We start from the raw sequence: 15,978 nt of genomic DNA, 5'->3' as shown, positions 1-15,978 counted from the left end.
GGTCTCTATTTCTTTTTTTGAAATAGAGCTACATAAAATCCATCACTACGTAAATCTTGTGGGAAAATCTGAAGCGTTCCTTCGTTTTTCTGATTCTTTATACGTTTAATAACGTCTGGAAATTGTTGAAGTTCCATATCAGGATGTGCATTTAGAAATAGCTGAGTCGTTCCTTCGTTTTCTTCTAAATCAACTGTACACGTACTATAAACCATTAATCCATCCGGTTTTAATAGTTTATATGCTTCTTCTAGTAAGTTCATTTGAATTGGTTTAAGGGAAGCAAAATCCTTCTCCTTCTTTGTATACTTAATATCAGGTTTACGTTTCATCACGCCAAGTCCACTGCATGGCGCATCCACAAGTATGCGATCAAATGATTGTTCTGCATAATTCTCACTAGCTTTTCTTCCATCCATCTCCACTGTTTCGATAAAACTAAAGCCTAAACGCTCTGCATTTTCTTCCACTAGCTTTAATTTATGCTGGTGAATATCCATTGCCACTAGTTTCCCTGTGTTTTTCATTTTTTCGGCAATATGAGTAGTTTTACCTCCGGGTGCCGAACACATATCAAGAACGGTCATTCCGGGTTCCGGTTGAAGAACATAAGCGGGAATCATCGAACTTTCATCTTGAATTGTTACAAATCCCTCCTGATAAGCAGTTGTTCTAGCTGCTTGTCCGTTAAATAGGTATATACACTCTGGAATGATTTCACTTTTAGCCACAATATGTCCTTCTTGTGTCATTAGATGAAGTACTTGATCAACTGTACGCTTAAATAAGTTTACTCGCAAAGTTGTAACAGGTGGTTCATTATTTTCTTTCAGCATTTTCTCCGTCGTTTCAAAACCATATTGAGATATGAAACGCTTTACCATCCATAGAGGGTGGCTTGTTTCGATAGATAGTCGTTCTTCTTTATCCTTAATCTCTTCCGTAGAACGAACGCCTTCTCTTAAAATTGAGCGTAATATTCCGTTTACTGCTGAGGCAATCCCTTTATGTCCTCTTCTTTTCGCGATTTCGACCGCCTCGTTCACAGCCGCGTGATCAGGAATACGCGATAAATAATGGATTTGATACAGAGATAGGCGTAGTAACTGTTTAACCCAATCATCTAATTTACCTTTTACAAACGGTTGTAAATAGTAATCTAATGTCATTTTATATTGAAGTGTGCCATATGTTAATTCCGTAAGTAATGCACGGTCTTTCGGGTCAATCGTATACTTTTCTATCGTTTGGTGTAACAGCAAGTTACTATACGCTTGCTGCTTTTCAACAGCCATTAAAATAGTAAGAGCAGCATCTCGGACATTACCTGTCCAAATTTTTTCGCTTTTTTTCGTCATTCAAATATATCTCCTATTCGCAATTTCGAACCTACGCCACGCAAATAATCTTCTGCGGACATTTTCTTTTTACCAGCTGGTTGTAACTCATTAATGCGAATTGCTTCTGACTTTCCAGTTTGAACAGCAAAATGATCCGATCCAATTTCCACAACAGTACCAGGTTTTTCATTTGTTTGAATAGAGGTAGTATTCGCCTTCCAAATCTTAACTACCTGTCCATCTAAAGTTGTATATGCTACAGGCCATGGGTGAAGCCCACGGATTTGATTGTGTAATTCCAGTGCTGAATTATTCCAGTCTATTCTTTCTTGTTCACGTGAAATATTTCTAGCAAAAGTTACTTTTGTGTCATCCTGTTTAGTACGATTATTCGTTTTTGCAATAATCGAAGGCAATGTTTCTTTAAGAAGCTCAGAACCTACTGCACTAAGTTTTTCAAATAACATACCAGTATCATCATTATGCTCTATAGATATTTCGCTTTGCGATATGATATCTCCGGCATCTAATTTCTCTTCCATATACATTATTGTGACGCCTGTTTTACTTTGTCCATCTATAATTGCTTGATGAATTGGAGCTCCTCCACGGTAGGCAGGTAGTAACGAAGCATGAACATTAATACAGCCCAGGTTAGGAACATCCAACAGTTCTTTTGGGAGAATCTGCCCGAATGCAGCAGTAATGATTAAATCTGGCTTAAGAGCGATAATTTGCTTTAATTCATCTGATCCCTTTAGTTTATTTGGTTGAATGACAGGTAAACCAAGTCTAAGAGCTTCTTCTTTTACTGGAGGTGCTGTCAGCACTTTTTTTCTACCTACTGGTCGATCTGGTTGAGTTACTACAGCCTTTACTTTATAGCCTCCATCCACTAACATTTTTAGGATAGGTGCGGAGAATGCCGGGGTACCCATGAAGATAATAGATGTCATACTTCTTCCACCTCGTTTTCAAGTTCTTCTAACTCAACATAACGAATTACCTTTGTCGTAAATAAAACACCATGCAAATGATCTATTTCATGTAAAATGGCTCTGGCTTCATAATCCTCGGCTGCTAATTCATATAAAGCACCTGTTCGATCTTGAGCTTCTACCTTTACATGAAATGGACGCTCTACTTCCCCATAAATGTCTGGAAAACTTAAACATCCTTCCACTTCTATTTCTGATCCCCCGATTTCCACTATCTCAGGATTAATCATTTCGATAATATCCTGTCCTTCACCTAGGTCTACGATTGCTGCTTGAATAGCCTCTCCGACTTGTGGAGCAGCTATTCCGATTCCATCAGAAGCTACCATAGTGTCGTACATATCATCCAAAAGTTCGGCTAGTTTTGCATCAAATACAGTAATTTCTTTACATTTCTTTAATAATACATCATTTGGATGTGTAATAATTGGTCGTATTGCCATTTCTTTTCCTCTTTTCAAACACCTTATAAAATAGTGGATGGATCCAGATCAATTGTTAAAATGATTCCTTTTTTTATCCACTCGGTTCGGTATATTTTGATTAATTGTTGGAGTTTTTCTACTAATATTGGTTCTTTTTTGTATTTTATCAAACATTGGTATCGATATCTATTTTGTATTTTACTGATTGCACTAGAAGTTGGTCCTATTACCATTGTGGTAGAAGATAAATTCGTTCGGAGCCAGTCGGTCGCTAGTTTTGCATATTCGGCCGCTAACAGGACATTTTCATGTGTAACCTGAACAAGTGTTAAATAGTAGAAAGGAGGGTATTCGAACTGTTTTCGCACCAACATTTCTTTATGATAAAAAGGCTCATATAATTGTGATCTTGAATATTCAATTGCATAATGCTCTGGAGTATACGTTTGGATGTACACCTGTCCTTCTTTGTTATGTCGGCCAGCTCGTCCACTTACTTGTGTCATTAGTTGAAACGTTTTTTCTGCTGCTCTAAAATCAGCTAAGTGCAAAGTTGTATCTGCATTTAACACTCCAACCAGCGTAATATTTGGAAAATCCAATCCCTTGGCGATCATTTGAGTTCCAAGTAAAATATCCGCTTCTCCATCTCCAAATTGTTTTAAAATTCGTTCATGTGAACCTTTAGTTTTAGTCGTATCTACATCCATTCGTAGAACTCTTGCATAAGGGAATAATTTAGTTATCTCCTCTTCGACTTTCTGGGTACCCGTTCCGAAAAAGCGAATATGCTCACTTGAACATTCTGGACATTGCTTCGGCACTGGTTCTTCATGTCCACAATAATGGCATTTTAACTGCTCCCCCTCTCGGTGATAGGTAAGCGAAATATCACAATTGTCGCATTCAACTACTGTTCCACAATCTCGACATAAAACAAAGGAGGAAAATCCTCTTTTGTTTAAAAATAAAACGATTTGTTCATTTTTCTCTAACTTTTCTCTGACAGCATCTGCTAGCCCTACACTGAACATAGAACGATTTCCGTTTTTTAACTCAGCACGCATGTCCACTATATTTACAATCGGCAATGACTGTTCCTTTGCACGCATATTCAACGTCAATAAAGTGTAGACATCTTTAGTAGCACGAGCATACGATTCAAGTGAAGGAGTAGCACTGCCTAAAATGACTGGGCAGTTATGAAATTCGCTTCTCCAAATTGCTACATCTCTAGCATGATACCTCGGTGTATCTTCCTGTTTATAGGTAGACTCATGCTCTTCATCTAAAATGATTAAGCCAAGATTTTTAAAAGGAGCAAATATTGCAGATCTTGCTCCAACAACAACCTTTACCTCTCCACGCCAAATTTTACGCCACTCATCAAACTTTTCGCCGGCTGACAATCCACTATGCATCACAGCTACTTGATCATCAAAACGCAATTTAAATCTTCTAGTCATTTGTGGAGTCAATGATATTTCAGGCACAAGCATAATGGCTTGTTTGCCTTCATTGATTGACCTTTCAATAGCATTCAAATATATCTCTGTTTTACCGCTACCAGTAATACCATGTAACAGAAAAGTAGTATTCTGATCATTATCCTGCGCATCATTAATCTTTTGAAGTGCTTCTTGCTGTTCATCCGTCAATTTAAATCTTCGGTCTTGATCACTATATTCTAGGCTGTTTATCTCACGGTATATTTCTTTATTTTCCTTTTCTAAAATTCCTTTGTCGATTAAAGCTTTAACCGTATGATTATTAGTTTTTGCAAAATTTTTAAGTTCTTCCATTGTAAACGAAGGTTGCTTTTGTATTAATAACCATTCAATTAACTCTTTTTGTTTAACAGCATTCTTGGGAAGTTCATTAAGTTGAGTATGAACTAATTCCACGTCCTCCACTTTACGATACTTAGCAATTGTTTTCACTTTAGCATTTTGTTTAATAACAGTTTCTAACCGAAAATTTCCTTGATTCAAATATTTTTTCATCAATCGTAATAAACCAGCTTTTTCAAATACTTCATAAGCAATAGTTTCTTTTGCACCAAATAATGCCAAAGATTCTATATCTACTCCATCTGGTTCTACAAGCATAATTTCTTTTTTATATGTGGCACGAAGAGCAGCTGGCAACATGACTTGCAGTGCATCTATTTCATAGCATAATGTTTTATTGGTCATCCATTTCGAAAGTTGTAATAATTCTTCAGTAATTACGGGTTCCACGTCGATTATAGAAATAATCTCTTTTAGCTTAGAAACATCTAAATCAGAATGTACTTTAATATTCGTTATAAATCCTTGTACCTTTCTATTTCCGAAAGGAACATGAACTCTGCTCCCGCGTTCTATAACCGTTTCTAAATTTTCAGGAACTACATAGTCAAAAGGCCGATCGATAGGATAAGCTGAGACATCTACAATAACTTCTACTATCATTTAGAATCATCTTTTTCCAATTGAATAATTGTTTCCATTAATTGCATCGCAAGCTCTTTTTTGTTTTGATTTGGAAACTGCCGCTCTATATTTTTTCCAACTAACGTCACAGTATTTGTATCTGTTCCAAATCCTGAATCCTCTTCAGTCACATCATTTGCAATGATATAATCCGCGTTTTTCTTCACTAATTTACTTTTTGCATAATGGATAACATCATTTGTTTCTGCTGCAAAGCCTATTAACAATTGGTTTTTTTTTCGTTTACCTAGTTCTAAAAGAATATCTGTAGTTCTTTCTAATACAAGAGCTGAATCACCTGCTTGCTTTTTCATCTTTTGAGAATATACCTCTTTTGGCTTATAATCAGCGACGGCAGCAGTTTTTATGACCATGGAAGCTGTTTCAAAATGAAGTAACACAGCATCTAACATTTCTTTTGCACTTTCCACGGAAACTAGTGTTACATTTGCTGGGGGAACTAAACTGACTGGACCAGAAATCAATATAGTTTCTGCACCAAGACTTGCTGCAGCCTCAGCCATAGCGTATCCCATTTTACCACTAGAAAAATTAGTCAAAAATCGTACAGGATCTATTCTCTCTCTAGTTGGACCTGCTGTTACGACAACTTTTGTTCCTTTTAAAGGTAGTTCTTTCGGTACAAAATACATTCCAACCAACTGTACTATTTTTTCTGGTTCTTCTAATCGACCTTTTCCTACATATCCACATGCTAAAAAACCTTCAGAAGGTTCGATAAACTGATAACCATCATTTGAAAGTTGGGCAATATTACGTATAACTGCAGCATTTTCATACATATGTACATTCATCGCAGGTGCTATCCATACATCCGCAGTTGTTGCTAGTATAGTTGTAGTTACCATATCATCCGCAATACCATTTGCTAATTTGCCAATTACATTGGCAGTAGCAGGAGCTACAATTACTAAATCTGCCCAGTCTGCTAAATCGATATGCGCAATAACGCTAGAATCTTTTTCATCAAATGTATCAAAATACACATCATTTCTAGACATAGCCTGAAAGCTTAATGGCTGTACAAATTCCATTGCTGATTTTGTCATCATTACTTTTACATTTGCCCCTGCTTGTGTCAATTTACTAACCAATGCTACTGCTTTGTATACGGCAATTCCACCGGTAACACAAACAAGAATTTTTTTAGAAGTTAACATCATGAATTCTCCCCTCTAAACAACAACCTCCCAAAGAACCGTACATTCTTTGGGAGGTTGCAGTTAATCCGCAGCTTATTAAGACATCTACTACGTATTGTTAAATATTATACTTCGTCTTCATAAACTACAGAATCACTAGATGATTGTATAGTTAGTTCACCAGCTGCAACTTCTTCTAATGCTCTCCCAACTTGCTTATGAGATACATATGAAGTTAGACGTTCTCCGCCTTCTTCTTGTAATTGTCTTGCTCGCTTGGAAGCAACACTCACTAAAGAATATTTTGAATCGATTTGGGTTTTTAATGAATCTACTGATGGATATAACATTTAAAATTCTCCTTCCAGCATAGCTGAATATCTTTTTTCTACACGTTCACGTCGACAATGTTCGGCTACTACTATTGCATTGATTTTCGCACATGCTTTAGCCACTTCATCGTTTTCTACCACATAATCATATAAATGCATCATTTCAAGCTCTTGCCTTGCAGCTTTAATTCTTGAACTAATGACATCCTCCGTTTCCGTCCCTCTACCTATAAGTCTTTGCTCAAGCTCAGAAAGGCTTGGCGGTGCAAGGAAAATAAACAGAGCCTCTGGAGCTTTTTCACGAACTAGAGCTGCGCCTTGAACTTCTATTTCTAAAAAAACATCTCGTCCAGAATCTAATGTAGCGTTTACATAGTCAATAGGTGTCCCATAGTAGTTTCCAACATAGGATGCATATTCTAACAATTTACCTTGTTCGATCAGTTGTTCAAATTCTTCTTTTTGCTTAAAGAAATAATCTACTCCATCTACTTCACCTTCACGAGGGCTTCTCGTAGTCATGGATATAGAATACTCATAGTTTGTACCTGGCTCTGAAAATAATTCTTTTCGGACTGTCCCTTTACCTACTCCAGACGGACCTGATAAAACGATCAATATACCTTTTTCTCTTCGCATAACGTCTCCTTCAAATACAGTCATACTACGTCGACTTCTTCCAATTACATACTTTACTGATTATAACACAAGTACAGTGGAAAATGATAAGATATATTAGAAAAGCGCAAGCGCCTATGAAAGAACCGACACCGCTCTTCTGCGACGAGCTTCGCGCAGGAGCAAACGTACTTTCTGCGACGAGCTTCGCGCAGGAGCAAACGTACTTTCCGCGACGAGCTTCGCGCAGGAGCAAACGAACTTCCTTTCTGCGACGAGCTTTGCGCAGGAGCAAACGAACTTCCTTTCTGCGACGAGCTTTGCGCAGGAGCAAACGAACTTCCTTTCTGCGACGAGCTTTGCGCAGGAGCAAACGAACTTCCTTTCTGCGACGAGCTTTGCGCAGGAGCAAACGAACTTCCTTTCTGCGACGAGCTTTGCGCAGGAGCAAGTGCTGGAAGGATTTCACATAAAGGCGTCCTTTACCTTAGCTGAAAACCTAAGACAGTATTGAAAAGCATAGGACGCCTTTTTACTTTAACACTAGGTACTGGTTACTAAATACAAAATAATGTTTTGAAAGAGGAATACTTATGGCTTTTGATGGTTTATTTACAATTTCGATGACAACTGAATTACAGCAGCTCGTTACAGGTCGTATTTCAAAAATACACCAACCAAATGCACAGGAAATATTAATGCATATAAGGGCTCAAGGTAAAAATTATAAACTATTGTTCTCCGTTCATTCATCCTATTCACGTGTACAAATTACACATGAAACAATTGATAATCCCGCCCAACCACCACTTTTTTGTATGGTTTTGCGAAAGCATTTGGAAGGTGGAATTATTACTGGTATTTACCAACATGAAAGCGATCGAATTATTATTTTCCAAATACAGAGTAAAAACGAGATTGGTGATGATATTTCACGTGAAATTCATATGGAAATCATGGGACGGCACAGCAATTTACTTTTAGTTGACCCTTCTCGTAATCTTATTTTGGAAAGTATAAAACATCTATCTCCATCCATGAATAGTTATCGTACTATTTTGCCTGGTCAACCATATATTGCACCACCATCTCAAAATAAGTTGAATCCACTGGAGATTTCAGAATTAGAAGGAGTACTGCAATCGAGCAGCGATCCTAAAGAAATTATGGACCAAATTTCTGGGTTTTCTCCACTACATGCAAAAGAATTAGTATATAGATTCCAAAATTCTAAAGATAGGGTGAAAACTTATAAAGAATTTATAGATGAGATTAAACAGGGTGGCTCTAATAAACAAATTGTAGAAGTAAATGGGAAAACCTTCTATTCTCCCAATGCATTAACACATTTAGATGGCAACAAATTTAATGAGGAAAGTCTAGGTAATTTACTGGACCGTGTTTATTTCGCAAAAGCAGAGCGAGACCGTGTGAAGCAACAGGCTGGAGATTTGGAACGATGGCTTCAAAACGAATTAAACAAATTAAAGTTAAAAATGAAAAAACTCCAAAAAGATTTCGAGCAAGCGGAAAACTTAGATACGTATCAGCTATTCGGCGAACTGTTAATGGCAAACGCATACGCGATTGAAAAAGGATTAAAAGAAGTAGAGCTTGTTAATTATTATGATGAAAATGAAAAGACTGTTCTTATACCGTTAGATATTCGGAAAACAGCTACACAAAATGCACAAAGGTACTATAGCCGTTATACAAAAGCAAAAACTGCATTACTTAAAATTGAACAGCAATTTCAAATTACAAAAGAGGATATAGAATACTTCGAGTTACTGCTCCAGCAAGTTATGCAAGCTTCTCCAACCGATATTGAAGAAATTCGAGAAGAACTTATGGAGCAGGGTTTATTAAAAGCAAGGGCATCGAAAAAGAAGAAAAAACCAACAAAACCGATACCAGAAAAATTTATTGCCTCCGATGGTACAGAAATTTCAGTTGGCAAAAACAACAAACAAAATGATTTTGTAACATTTAAATTAGCTCGGAAAACCGATACATGGCTTCATACAAAGGATATCCCTGGATCTCATGTAGTAATACATTCTGATAACCCTTCAGAAACTGCATTATTAGAGGCGGCAAATCTTGCTGCTTATTTTAGCAAAGCTCGTGAATCAGCTTCAGTTCCGGTGGATTATACTGTGATTAAACAAGTGAAAAAACCTAACGGATCAAAGCCTGGGTTTGTTATTTATTTTGAACAGACGACATTGTTTGTAACACCGGATGAAGAGAAAATTAGAAATATGAAAAAGTAGAAATTTCTTGATGAAATATTTCCTATATGGAAAAAATCGATAGGTCAGAAGGAAGTAGCTCCCTTACTTCTATCTGACCTGTTCTTTCTTTATATACACTAATTTTAAAGCTTTTCGTATACCTATAATTCCTTTAGCAAGTAATTTTGTGTTCTCTACAACTTCAATAATAACTACTTCTAACAAAGCAAAACTGAATACAACAAGTAGTATAATAAAAGCAATTTTGTCGAAAATGCTTTCGAAGGGATTAGGGGAATTAGAAATATAATTTAGTCTAATATAAAAAAAGATCACTCCTGAACTCAAGGAAAACACCGGTATATATCTTATAAATCTTTTAGATATCTTTATCCCCAAATAAAAAGTAATACAAGCAATTAGACACATTAAACTCAAACAAATAAGTATAGCAAACTTCAAACTCATTGAGCACCTCTTTCATACTAACTAAAATATTTAGATTATTATTCTTCCAATAATCTCTACTCTACTCTATTCTGAAAATTGTATAGATAACACTTCATCATAGAGAAACTAAACTAGTGCATGGTCCGAATTATTGTAGGTGCATAAACTTCCCTATTTCAAATAAAAGTTTACCCAATTCAGGAAAAATTTATGCTGTATTTGAGGATTTAGAAGCATGCCATTAGTTGAAGAGAAGTAGCTTAACAATAATTTTTCTAATGAATCTGCCATTTAACCATAAAAAATAACCCATCATTGTGTGAGTTAGAACTCTGATGGGTTATTCCTATTAAGCAGTCAATTAATTTGAGTGAGTAACTCTAAAAGGTATATTGTTCCTAAAACCATTTATTTGCCACTTAGGTTAATGAAACGTATAAATCTTTCACTTGACCTTGTTTCCCACAATCTTTTTAATCACTCGATAAAGGAGGAACCATAAAAAGAATGTACAGAGAGCACTTTCAAATATACTAATAATCAAGACAAACAAGATTGAACCAAAGTCCTCTAATTCGTTGAAATGATATAGTTGAAACTTCCAATTTAAAAAAACATTATTTATGGCAATTAATAGTAAGACGATCGGAAAGACAATCCGAAAAAAATTAGTATATTCTTTTGGCAGGATTAATCTCATCTTTTCACCCTCTCACAACTCCAAAATCTTCTTTAAAAGTGAATATTTGATTAGAGGCTACTACTATAATCTTCCATTCTACTGAACACTAAAACTACTACCTAATACATCACGTACTTCATGGACGACAACAAATGCCTGCTCATCTACGCTGCTAACAGTTTGTTTTAATTGGACTAATTCCTGTTGGTTGATGACAATATAAAGGACTTCCTTTTGATCCTGGCTATAGCCGCCACGACCTTCAAGAATTGTTACTCCTCGAGACATTTTAGATAATATAAATTGGCGAATTTCTTCGGAACGTTCCGAAATGATTGTCACAGCTGTTCGGCTATTTAGTCCTTCAATTACATAATCAATTACTTTAGAACCTAAAAATACAGCAACAAGTGTGTACATCGCTTTTTCCTGACCAATGATGAATACCGAGCCAGCAATAACGACAATATCAATGATAAGGACACCCTTACCCAGACTCCATCCTAAATATTGATTGGCTAAACGAGCTAAAATAGCGGATCCCCCAGAAGTTCCTCCAGCTCTGAACATTAAACCTAGACCAAGACCAACAAATACCCCTGAGAACAATGCGGCAAGCAATGTGTCACCATTCAATTGATGTCCTACATCTTCTGTGATAAATAGAAATAAGGAGGAAAAAATAATTCCAAGTACTGTATATATCATTGTCTTTCTATCAAAAAACTTATAACCAATCACTAAAAGAATAGCATTGATAATAAGATTCACAACACCTGGTGACCATTCGAATAAATAATAAGTAATAACAGTTATCCCAATAACCCCACCCTCAGATAATCGATATGGGATTGCAAAATAGTTAATACCGATTGCGAACAATAAGGACCCAATTATAATTAAGAATATTTCTTTAGTACGTTGTTGTGCCATGTTATGTAATTCCTCCTACTAATAACCAAGCAAAAACTCTACATATGTAGTTTACTGTCGGTCTTCAGACTCCCATTTCTTTGCGTGCTTTTCGATTATTTCAATTAATTTATTCATAGCTGGCGTTAGCCACTTATCTTTGTGATATGCAAGTTGGGTAGTTACGAACTCATCGCTATGCACCCAAGGAAGTGCGACTAAACTGCCCCGCTCCAATTCCTCTCTCACTGTCATCAATGGTAAATAGGATAAACCTAGCCCACACTTCACCGATTGTTTTATTGCTTCAATATTCCAAAAAGCAATGCGTGAACAACCAACACCATCGTCTTTAATCCATCTCTCTAACAAGTCACGGTAACTTCCTGCCTCCGTCAGAAGCAATACTTCATCTACCAAATCATTTGGAGTGATTACCGCTTTACCACATAAACGGTGGCCAGCAGGGGCAATCATTACCAGCGTCTCTTTCACTAAATCCCTCGTTATAATATCTGAACCTAATTTTTCAGGATTTGTAAATAGAGCCAAGTCAAACTTTCCGGATTTCAACTCATTGTTAAGCTCCTGACTTTCAGAAGGTTGCAAAATAAGCTGGACTTTTGGATACATCCTTTTAAATTCATACAGTATAGTCGGTAATCTATATACCATTAAAGACTCATTTGCTCCGATTAATACTGTACCAGAAGGCTCATTATTTAATCTGGATGAATCGAGCGCTTCTTGATAAAGTTGTAAGATTTCATTGGCATATGTAGCTAGATGTATACCCGCATCCGTTAAAACTACTGTTTTTCCTAATCGATCAAAAAGGCGGTTCCCTACAGCCTCTTCCAATGCCCTAACATGATTCGTAACAGTTGACTGCGTATAACCCAATTGCTCCCCAGCTCTAGTAAATCCACCGCAATCAGCAACAACCAAAAAGGTTTTTAAATTGCGAAGTTCCATAGTCATTCCCCCATATGAATAATATTCCTCATATTGTATAGGAATCCTTTCTAAAAGACGATAATTTACCGCCAAATGCAATTATAGTATTTATCTAGATATTAAGGAAATGAATTATTTTAATCAAAATCATTTAAAATTTTAGGGTTAATAGTTAATAGTGTCTACAAAAAAATTATGCTGCTATAATTATTAACTTTGTATTAAATACCAATAGTTAAAATCTCATTTTTCGTAAAGACTACCTTATGAAGGAGTGAAGACATAATGGCAAATAAAAATAAAATATTAGTACCTTCTGCACGTAAGGAACTAGATAAATTGAAGGTTCGAGTAATGAAAGAGAAAGGTTATGAGGTAAAAAGTAATAATCCGGACGATGTAAAATACGAAATTGCAGATGAATTAAGTATTCCCTTAAATAACGAATATAACGGTAAACTCACTTCAGAACAGGCAGGAAAAATTGGGGGCTCAATTGGAGGGAGTATGGTAAAAGAAATGGTTAGAATGGCACAAGAACAAATGCTTAAGAAATAAATCTTTATCACCACAGAAATAATATCGTATAAAAATCGATTGTATGGGGATTATAAGGTCTGAAATGGATCAGTATAAATATCTGTTTCTTAATTTTACTACTTATTTCTTTGTATTATTTCCCAAGCAATAATGAAATGAATATTAGGAGGTCATGACATGGCATTTAACCAACAAAATCTTAATCCAGGAACTGCATTCTTCCGACTCATGGTAGGTTCAGTAATGACCACTTATGGTACCCTACGCCTTTTACGTGAACCAAAAAGTAGAAGTGGAAAGATGCTTGTCCTTTTTGGGTCTATGAAAGCAGCTGAAGGAGCAACAAAGTTTTGTCCAACTAAAGCGTTAGGAACTATTATGGAAAATCTAGCAAGTGAAAATGCAAATCAAGGTGCACAAGCTAATGCAGCTAATGCTAATAATATGATGGCAAACGGAACTCCATCTGGACAATATGCTTCAAGTGGCAATACTGGACAAAAAAGTGGAAATATCATGCAAATGGTTGGAAATATTGCACAAAAATTAACAAGCACATCTTCGTCTCAAACTGCTTCTGGCTCACCAAGTATGGGAAGTAGCCAAAATAGTAGCAGTGCTGGACAAAATTCTATGGGGACCAATGCACAAACAATCGGAAGCATTGCTCAAACTGTCGCACCACAGGTTAGTCAAATGGTCAAAGACGTAGCAGGTATGACCAACTCAAAAAATGCCTCTGGAACAAGTGGGACAGGCAATAAGAAACCAAATACAAATGGGAACACAAACAAGAAAGATGCTTTTACAATTGGGAGCAATACTAAATCAGCCTCTAGTTCAACTATTAAGCAAGCTGCTTCTCAAAAATCAGATACAAAACCGCAGTTAGATGGAACTGCTAAGAATACAAACCTAGATTCAACCATCATTGAAGCAGTATCCAAATCTGGTCAAAAAAACATTTCTACACCAAATATTCTTCAATAAAAGAATACGAAGAATAGGACCATTAATCTCAAGATTTATTTGTAATAAAGATGCACTACAATAAAAACGTGTTGCGTATCAAATATTTACTTAATAAATGCGCAGCACGTTTTTTAGTTAACATTACTGCTTTACACCATACTACTCTTTAAAAAACAATTGACGCTTTGGTCTCTCTAGAGGTGTAATATTCATAATGAAATAACCGACTATTAAAATTAGTATAACTAGTGAATAGATTAAGGTATCAATCGGGTGATCATGCTCGACAATAATTAGCCTAATCATGGCAGTAATTCCTACATATAAAAAATACCTAAGTGGAAAATGATAGTCTTCCTTAAAATATTTAACAATCATCGTAATGAACTCAAAATATAAAAAGAAAATGAGGATATTTGCAAGGAATTGCTTGTAATCACTGGACCCAACAGTTATCAAAATTTTAAAGAATACAGTTAACTCTTTAATAAGTAAAAATGATAAAATTAGCGCTAACAATATTAGACAGAAATTCAGAAACGTTTGCAACATCTTTGGGATAATTGATAAAACTATAGAAAATTCTTTTTTAAATAACTTTTCCATTTAAAATCCTCCATTCCAAATTATAAATACAAATTCATCTGCTTTTATTCATATCCATTCTATTTAGTGTGGAATCCCCAAATAGAGCATTCAAATATTAAGTGGTATCATTTAGAGAATAATAAACTGGAAAGCGCTTCCAAGTCTATAATTTTATTTGAAAATAAAAAATATTTTTTTAAAGCATAAAAAGTACCCACCATTAAAATAAATACGGTGGGCGCTTTTTATGTATTCTTCACTAATCTTCCATTTCTTGCTCTAATCTTTTCACAAATTCTTCTGCAGCACTATATCCCTGCTGCTTTAGGTACCAATTATTTGCGGCAGCTTCAATAAGACCTGCTACATCACGACCTGGTTGTAACTGAATTTGAATATGAGGTATCTGAACGCCCATATAATCTATAAACTTGGTTTCCAATTCTAACTCGTTATTCAATGTATTGCTTTCCCATTTAGTTAACTCAATATCTAATGCTATACGTGTTTCCTCTTGAAATGCTGTACGACCATACAGACGGACTACGTTTAATAATCCAATACTTCGCAAAGCCAAGAATTCTTTGTTTTTTTCATTATGAGATCCCAGAAGCGTCTGTGGACTTAACTTTTTTAAAACGACAATATCATCTGCAACTAATCTATGACCGCGTCCAATCAATGTATGAGCTGTTTCACTTTTACCTACACCTGATTTACCACGTAACAATATCCCCATTCCGGACACATTCACACAAACACCATGTATCGAAATCTCTGGTGCCATAGCTTTAACAACAAATGCATCAAGTTTTGCACTTACTTCGCTAGTGGAATCAAATGTGCGCAGTAATGGTATTTCATTTTCAACACAATATTGTATTAATCCTGGTGGCTCCTCTTGATTAGATGTAATTATTATACAGGGCGGATCGTATTTAATAATATTGCCTATTCGTAATTTACATTCTACTTCTTGGAGTGTATGTAAGTAGCTTATTTCATTTTTACCTAAAATTTGAACATGTTCCGTTGCTATAAAATCAAATTTATCCATAAACTCCAACCCTGGACGTCGAACTTTTGTTTTCTTTAATACCCGATGGCATTGATCGTGACCAGATAAAACTTCCAAAGAAAATCTATTCACAAGATCTGTCACCATTAAATTCTTCATACCTTACACTCGTCCTCTCAATAACAAGTTCCATATTAAATCTTAAGTTATATGGTCCCGTCCGTTTAAATTAAACGGAATCCAATATCGCTAACTCATAATATAACAAATAC

14 protein-coding genes are annotated in these 15,978 nt (G+C 35.7%); 3 read left to right on the top strand and 11 right to left on the bottom strand.

Features of this window, described 5'->3' with window-relative positions:
- Positions 1-5 precede the first annotated feature (5 nt).
- From rsmB to gmk, 7 genes are all read right to left on the bottom strand, one after another.
- Positions 6-1,358 (bottom strand): 16S rRNA (cytosine(967)-C(5))-methyltransferase RsmB, encoded by a 1,353-nt coding sequence (rsmB, locus tag MKY60_RS06375; protein ID WP_340879362.1) that lies wholly within the window; start codon positions 1,356-1,358, stop codon positions 6-8.
- Complete coding sequence (fmt, locus tag MKY60_RS06370) at positions 1,355-2,296, bottom strand: methionyl-tRNA formyltransferase (RefSeq protein ID WP_340929091.1); 942 nt, start codon at positions 2,294-2,296, stop codon at positions 1,355-1,357. The genes rsmB and fmt overlap by 4 nt, the downstream gene beginning before the upstream one ends.
- Positions 2,293-2,781, bottom strand: a complete 489-nt coding sequence (def, locus tag MKY60_RS06365) for a peptide deformylase (protein ID WP_340929090.1) — start codon at positions 2,779-2,781, stop codon at positions 2,293-2,295. Before def ends, fmt begins: the two co-directional genes overlap by 4 nt.
- Positions 2,782-2,804: 23 nt before the next feature.
- A complete protein-coding gene (gene priA / locus MKY60_RS06360) occupies positions 2,805-5,216 on the bottom strand; it encodes a primosomal protein N' (protein WP_340929088.1) in 2,412 nt (803 codons plus the stop codon).
- Positions 5,213-6,418, bottom strand: a complete 1,206-nt coding sequence (gene coaBC, locus MKY60_RS06355) for a bifunctional phosphopantothenoylcysteine decarboxylase/phosphopantothenate--cysteine ligase CoaBC (RefSeq protein WP_340931070.1) — start codon at positions 6,416-6,418, stop codon at positions 5,213-5,215. The genes priA and coaBC overlap by 4 nt, the downstream gene beginning before the upstream one ends.
- Positions 6,419-6,525: 107 nt before the next feature.
- The gene (gene rpoZ / locus MKY60_RS06350) at positions 6,526-6,750 is read right to left on the bottom strand and encodes a DNA-directed RNA polymerase subunit omega (RefSeq protein ID WP_093494426.1); all 225 of its coding nucleotides are present in this window, start codon (positions 6,748-6,750) and stop codon (positions 6,526-6,528) included.
- A complete protein-coding gene (gmk, locus tag MKY60_RS06345; RefSeq protein ID WP_090563572.1) occupies positions 6,751-7,371 on the bottom strand; it encodes a guanylate kinase in 621 nt (206 codons plus the stop codon).
- A gap of 572 nt (positions 7,372-7,943) precedes the next feature.
- Here gmk and MKY60_RS06340 point away from each other — a divergent pair.
- The gene (locus MKY60_RS06340) at positions 7,944-9,626 is read left to right on the top strand and encodes an Rqc2 family fibronectin-binding protein (RefSeq protein ID WP_340929086.1); all 1,683 of its coding nucleotides are present in this window, start codon (positions 7,944-7,946) and stop codon (positions 9,624-9,626) included.
- A gap of 1,189 nt (positions 9,627-10,815) precedes the next feature.
- On the opposite strand, the gene MKY60_RS06335 is transcribed toward MKY60_RS06340, so the two are convergent.
- Positions 10,816-11,652: a YitT family protein gene (locus MKY60_RS06335; RefSeq protein ID WP_340879356.1), complete on the bottom strand. Its 837-nt coding sequence runs from the start codon at positions 11,650-11,652 to the stop codon at positions 10,816-10,818.
- A 51-nt stretch (positions 11,653-11,703) separates the two neighbouring features.
- The gene (locus MKY60_RS06330) at positions 11,704-12,606 is read right to left on the bottom strand and encodes a LysR family transcriptional regulator (RefSeq protein ID WP_340929084.1); all 903 of its coding nucleotides are present in this window, start codon (positions 12,604-12,606) and stop codon (positions 11,704-11,706) included.
- A gap of 267 nt (positions 12,607-12,873) precedes the next feature.
- On the opposite strand from MKY60_RS06330, the gene MKY60_RS06325 reads away from it, so the two are divergent.
- Together MKY60_RS06325 and MKY60_RS06320 are read left to right on the top strand one after the other, a co-directional pair.
- Complete coding sequence (locus MKY60_RS06325; RefSeq protein WP_340929082.1) at positions 12,874-13,146, top strand: small, acid-soluble spore protein, alpha/beta type; 273 nt, start codon at positions 12,874-12,876, stop codon at positions 13,144-13,146.
- A gap of 159 nt (positions 13,147-13,305) precedes the next feature.
- Positions 13,306-14,118, top strand: a complete 813-nt coding sequence (locus MKY60_RS06320) for a YgaP family membrane protein (protein WP_340929080.1) — start codon at positions 13,306-13,308, stop codon at positions 14,116-14,118.
- A gap of 141 nt (positions 14,119-14,259) precedes the next feature.
- On the opposite strand, the gene psiE is transcribed toward MKY60_RS06320, so the two are convergent.
- On the bottom strand, positions 14,260-14,706 hold the full coding sequence (psiE, locus tag MKY60_RS06315; protein WP_093494419.1) for a phosphate-starvation-inducible protein PsiE: 447 nt from the start codon (positions 14,704-14,706) through the stop codon (positions 14,260-14,262).
- A gap of 241 nt (positions 14,707-14,947) precedes the next feature.
- Positions 14,948-15,865, bottom strand: a complete 918-nt coding sequence (hprK, locus tag MKY60_RS06310) for an HPr(Ser) kinase/phosphatase (protein WP_340929079.1) — start codon at positions 15,863-15,865, stop codon at positions 14,948-14,950.
- Between the last annotated feature and the right edge of the window lie 113 nt (positions 15,866-15,978).

It is taken from the genome of Psychrobacillus sp. FSL K6-1415 (genome assembly GCF_038003185.1).
GTDB lineage: Bacteria > Bacillota > Bacilli > Bacillales_A > Planococcaceae > Psychrobacillus > Psychrobacillus psychrodurans.
This window is presented reverse-complemented; position numbering and strand designations above follow the sequence as displayed.

Bases quoted from the DNA above. Each gene is read 5' to 3' on its own strand.
- rsmB (WP_340879362.1), bottom strand. From the start codon at position 1,358: ATGACGAAAAAAAGCGAAAAAATTTGGACAGGTAATGTCCGAGATGCT.
- fmt (WP_340929091.1), bottom strand. From the start codon at position 2,296: ATGACATCTATTATCTTCATGGGTACCCCGGCATTCTCCGCACCTATC.
- def (WP_340929090.1), bottom strand. From the start codon at position 2,781: ATGGCAATACGACCAATTATTACACATCCAAATGATGTATTATTAAAG.
- priA (WP_340929088.1), bottom strand. From the start codon at position 5,216: ATGATAGTAGAAGTTATTGTAGATGTCTCAGCTTATCCTATCGATCGG.
- coaBC (WP_340931070.1), bottom strand. From the start codon at position 6,418: ATGTTAACTTCTAAAAAAATTCTTGTTTGTGTTACCGGTGGAATTGCC.
- rpoZ (WP_093494426.1), bottom strand. From the start codon at position 6,750: ATGTTATATCCATCAGTAGATTCATTAAAAACCCAAATCGATTCAAAA.
- gmk (WP_090563572.1), bottom strand. From the start codon at position 7,371: ATGCGAAGAGAAAAAGGTATATTGATCGTTTTATCAGGTCCGTCTGGA.
- MKY60_RS06340 (WP_340929086.1), top strand. From the start codon at position 7,944: ATGGCTTTTGATGGTTTATTTACAATTTCGATGACAACTGAATTACAG.
- MKY60_RS06335 (WP_340879356.1), bottom strand. From the start codon at position 11,652: ATGGCACAACAACGTACTAAAGAAATATTCTTAATTATAATTGGGTCC.
- MKY60_RS06330 (WP_340929084.1), bottom strand. From the start codon at position 12,606: ATGGAACTTCGCAATTTAAAAACCTTTTTGGTTGTTGCTGATTGCGGT.
- MKY60_RS06325 (WP_340929082.1), top strand. From the start codon at position 12,874: ATGGCAAATAAAAATAAAATATTAGTACCTTCTGCACGTAAGGAACTA.
- MKY60_RS06320 (WP_340929080.1), top strand. From the start codon at position 13,306: ATGGCATTTAACCAACAAAATCTTAATCCAGGAACTGCATTCTTCCGA.
- psiE (WP_093494419.1), bottom strand. From the start codon at position 14,706: ATGGAAAAGTTATTTAAAAAAGAATTTTCTATAGTTTTATCAATTATC.
- hprK (WP_340929079.1), bottom strand. From the start codon at position 15,865: ATGAAGAATTTAATGGTGACAGATCTTGTGAATAGATTTTCTTTGGAA.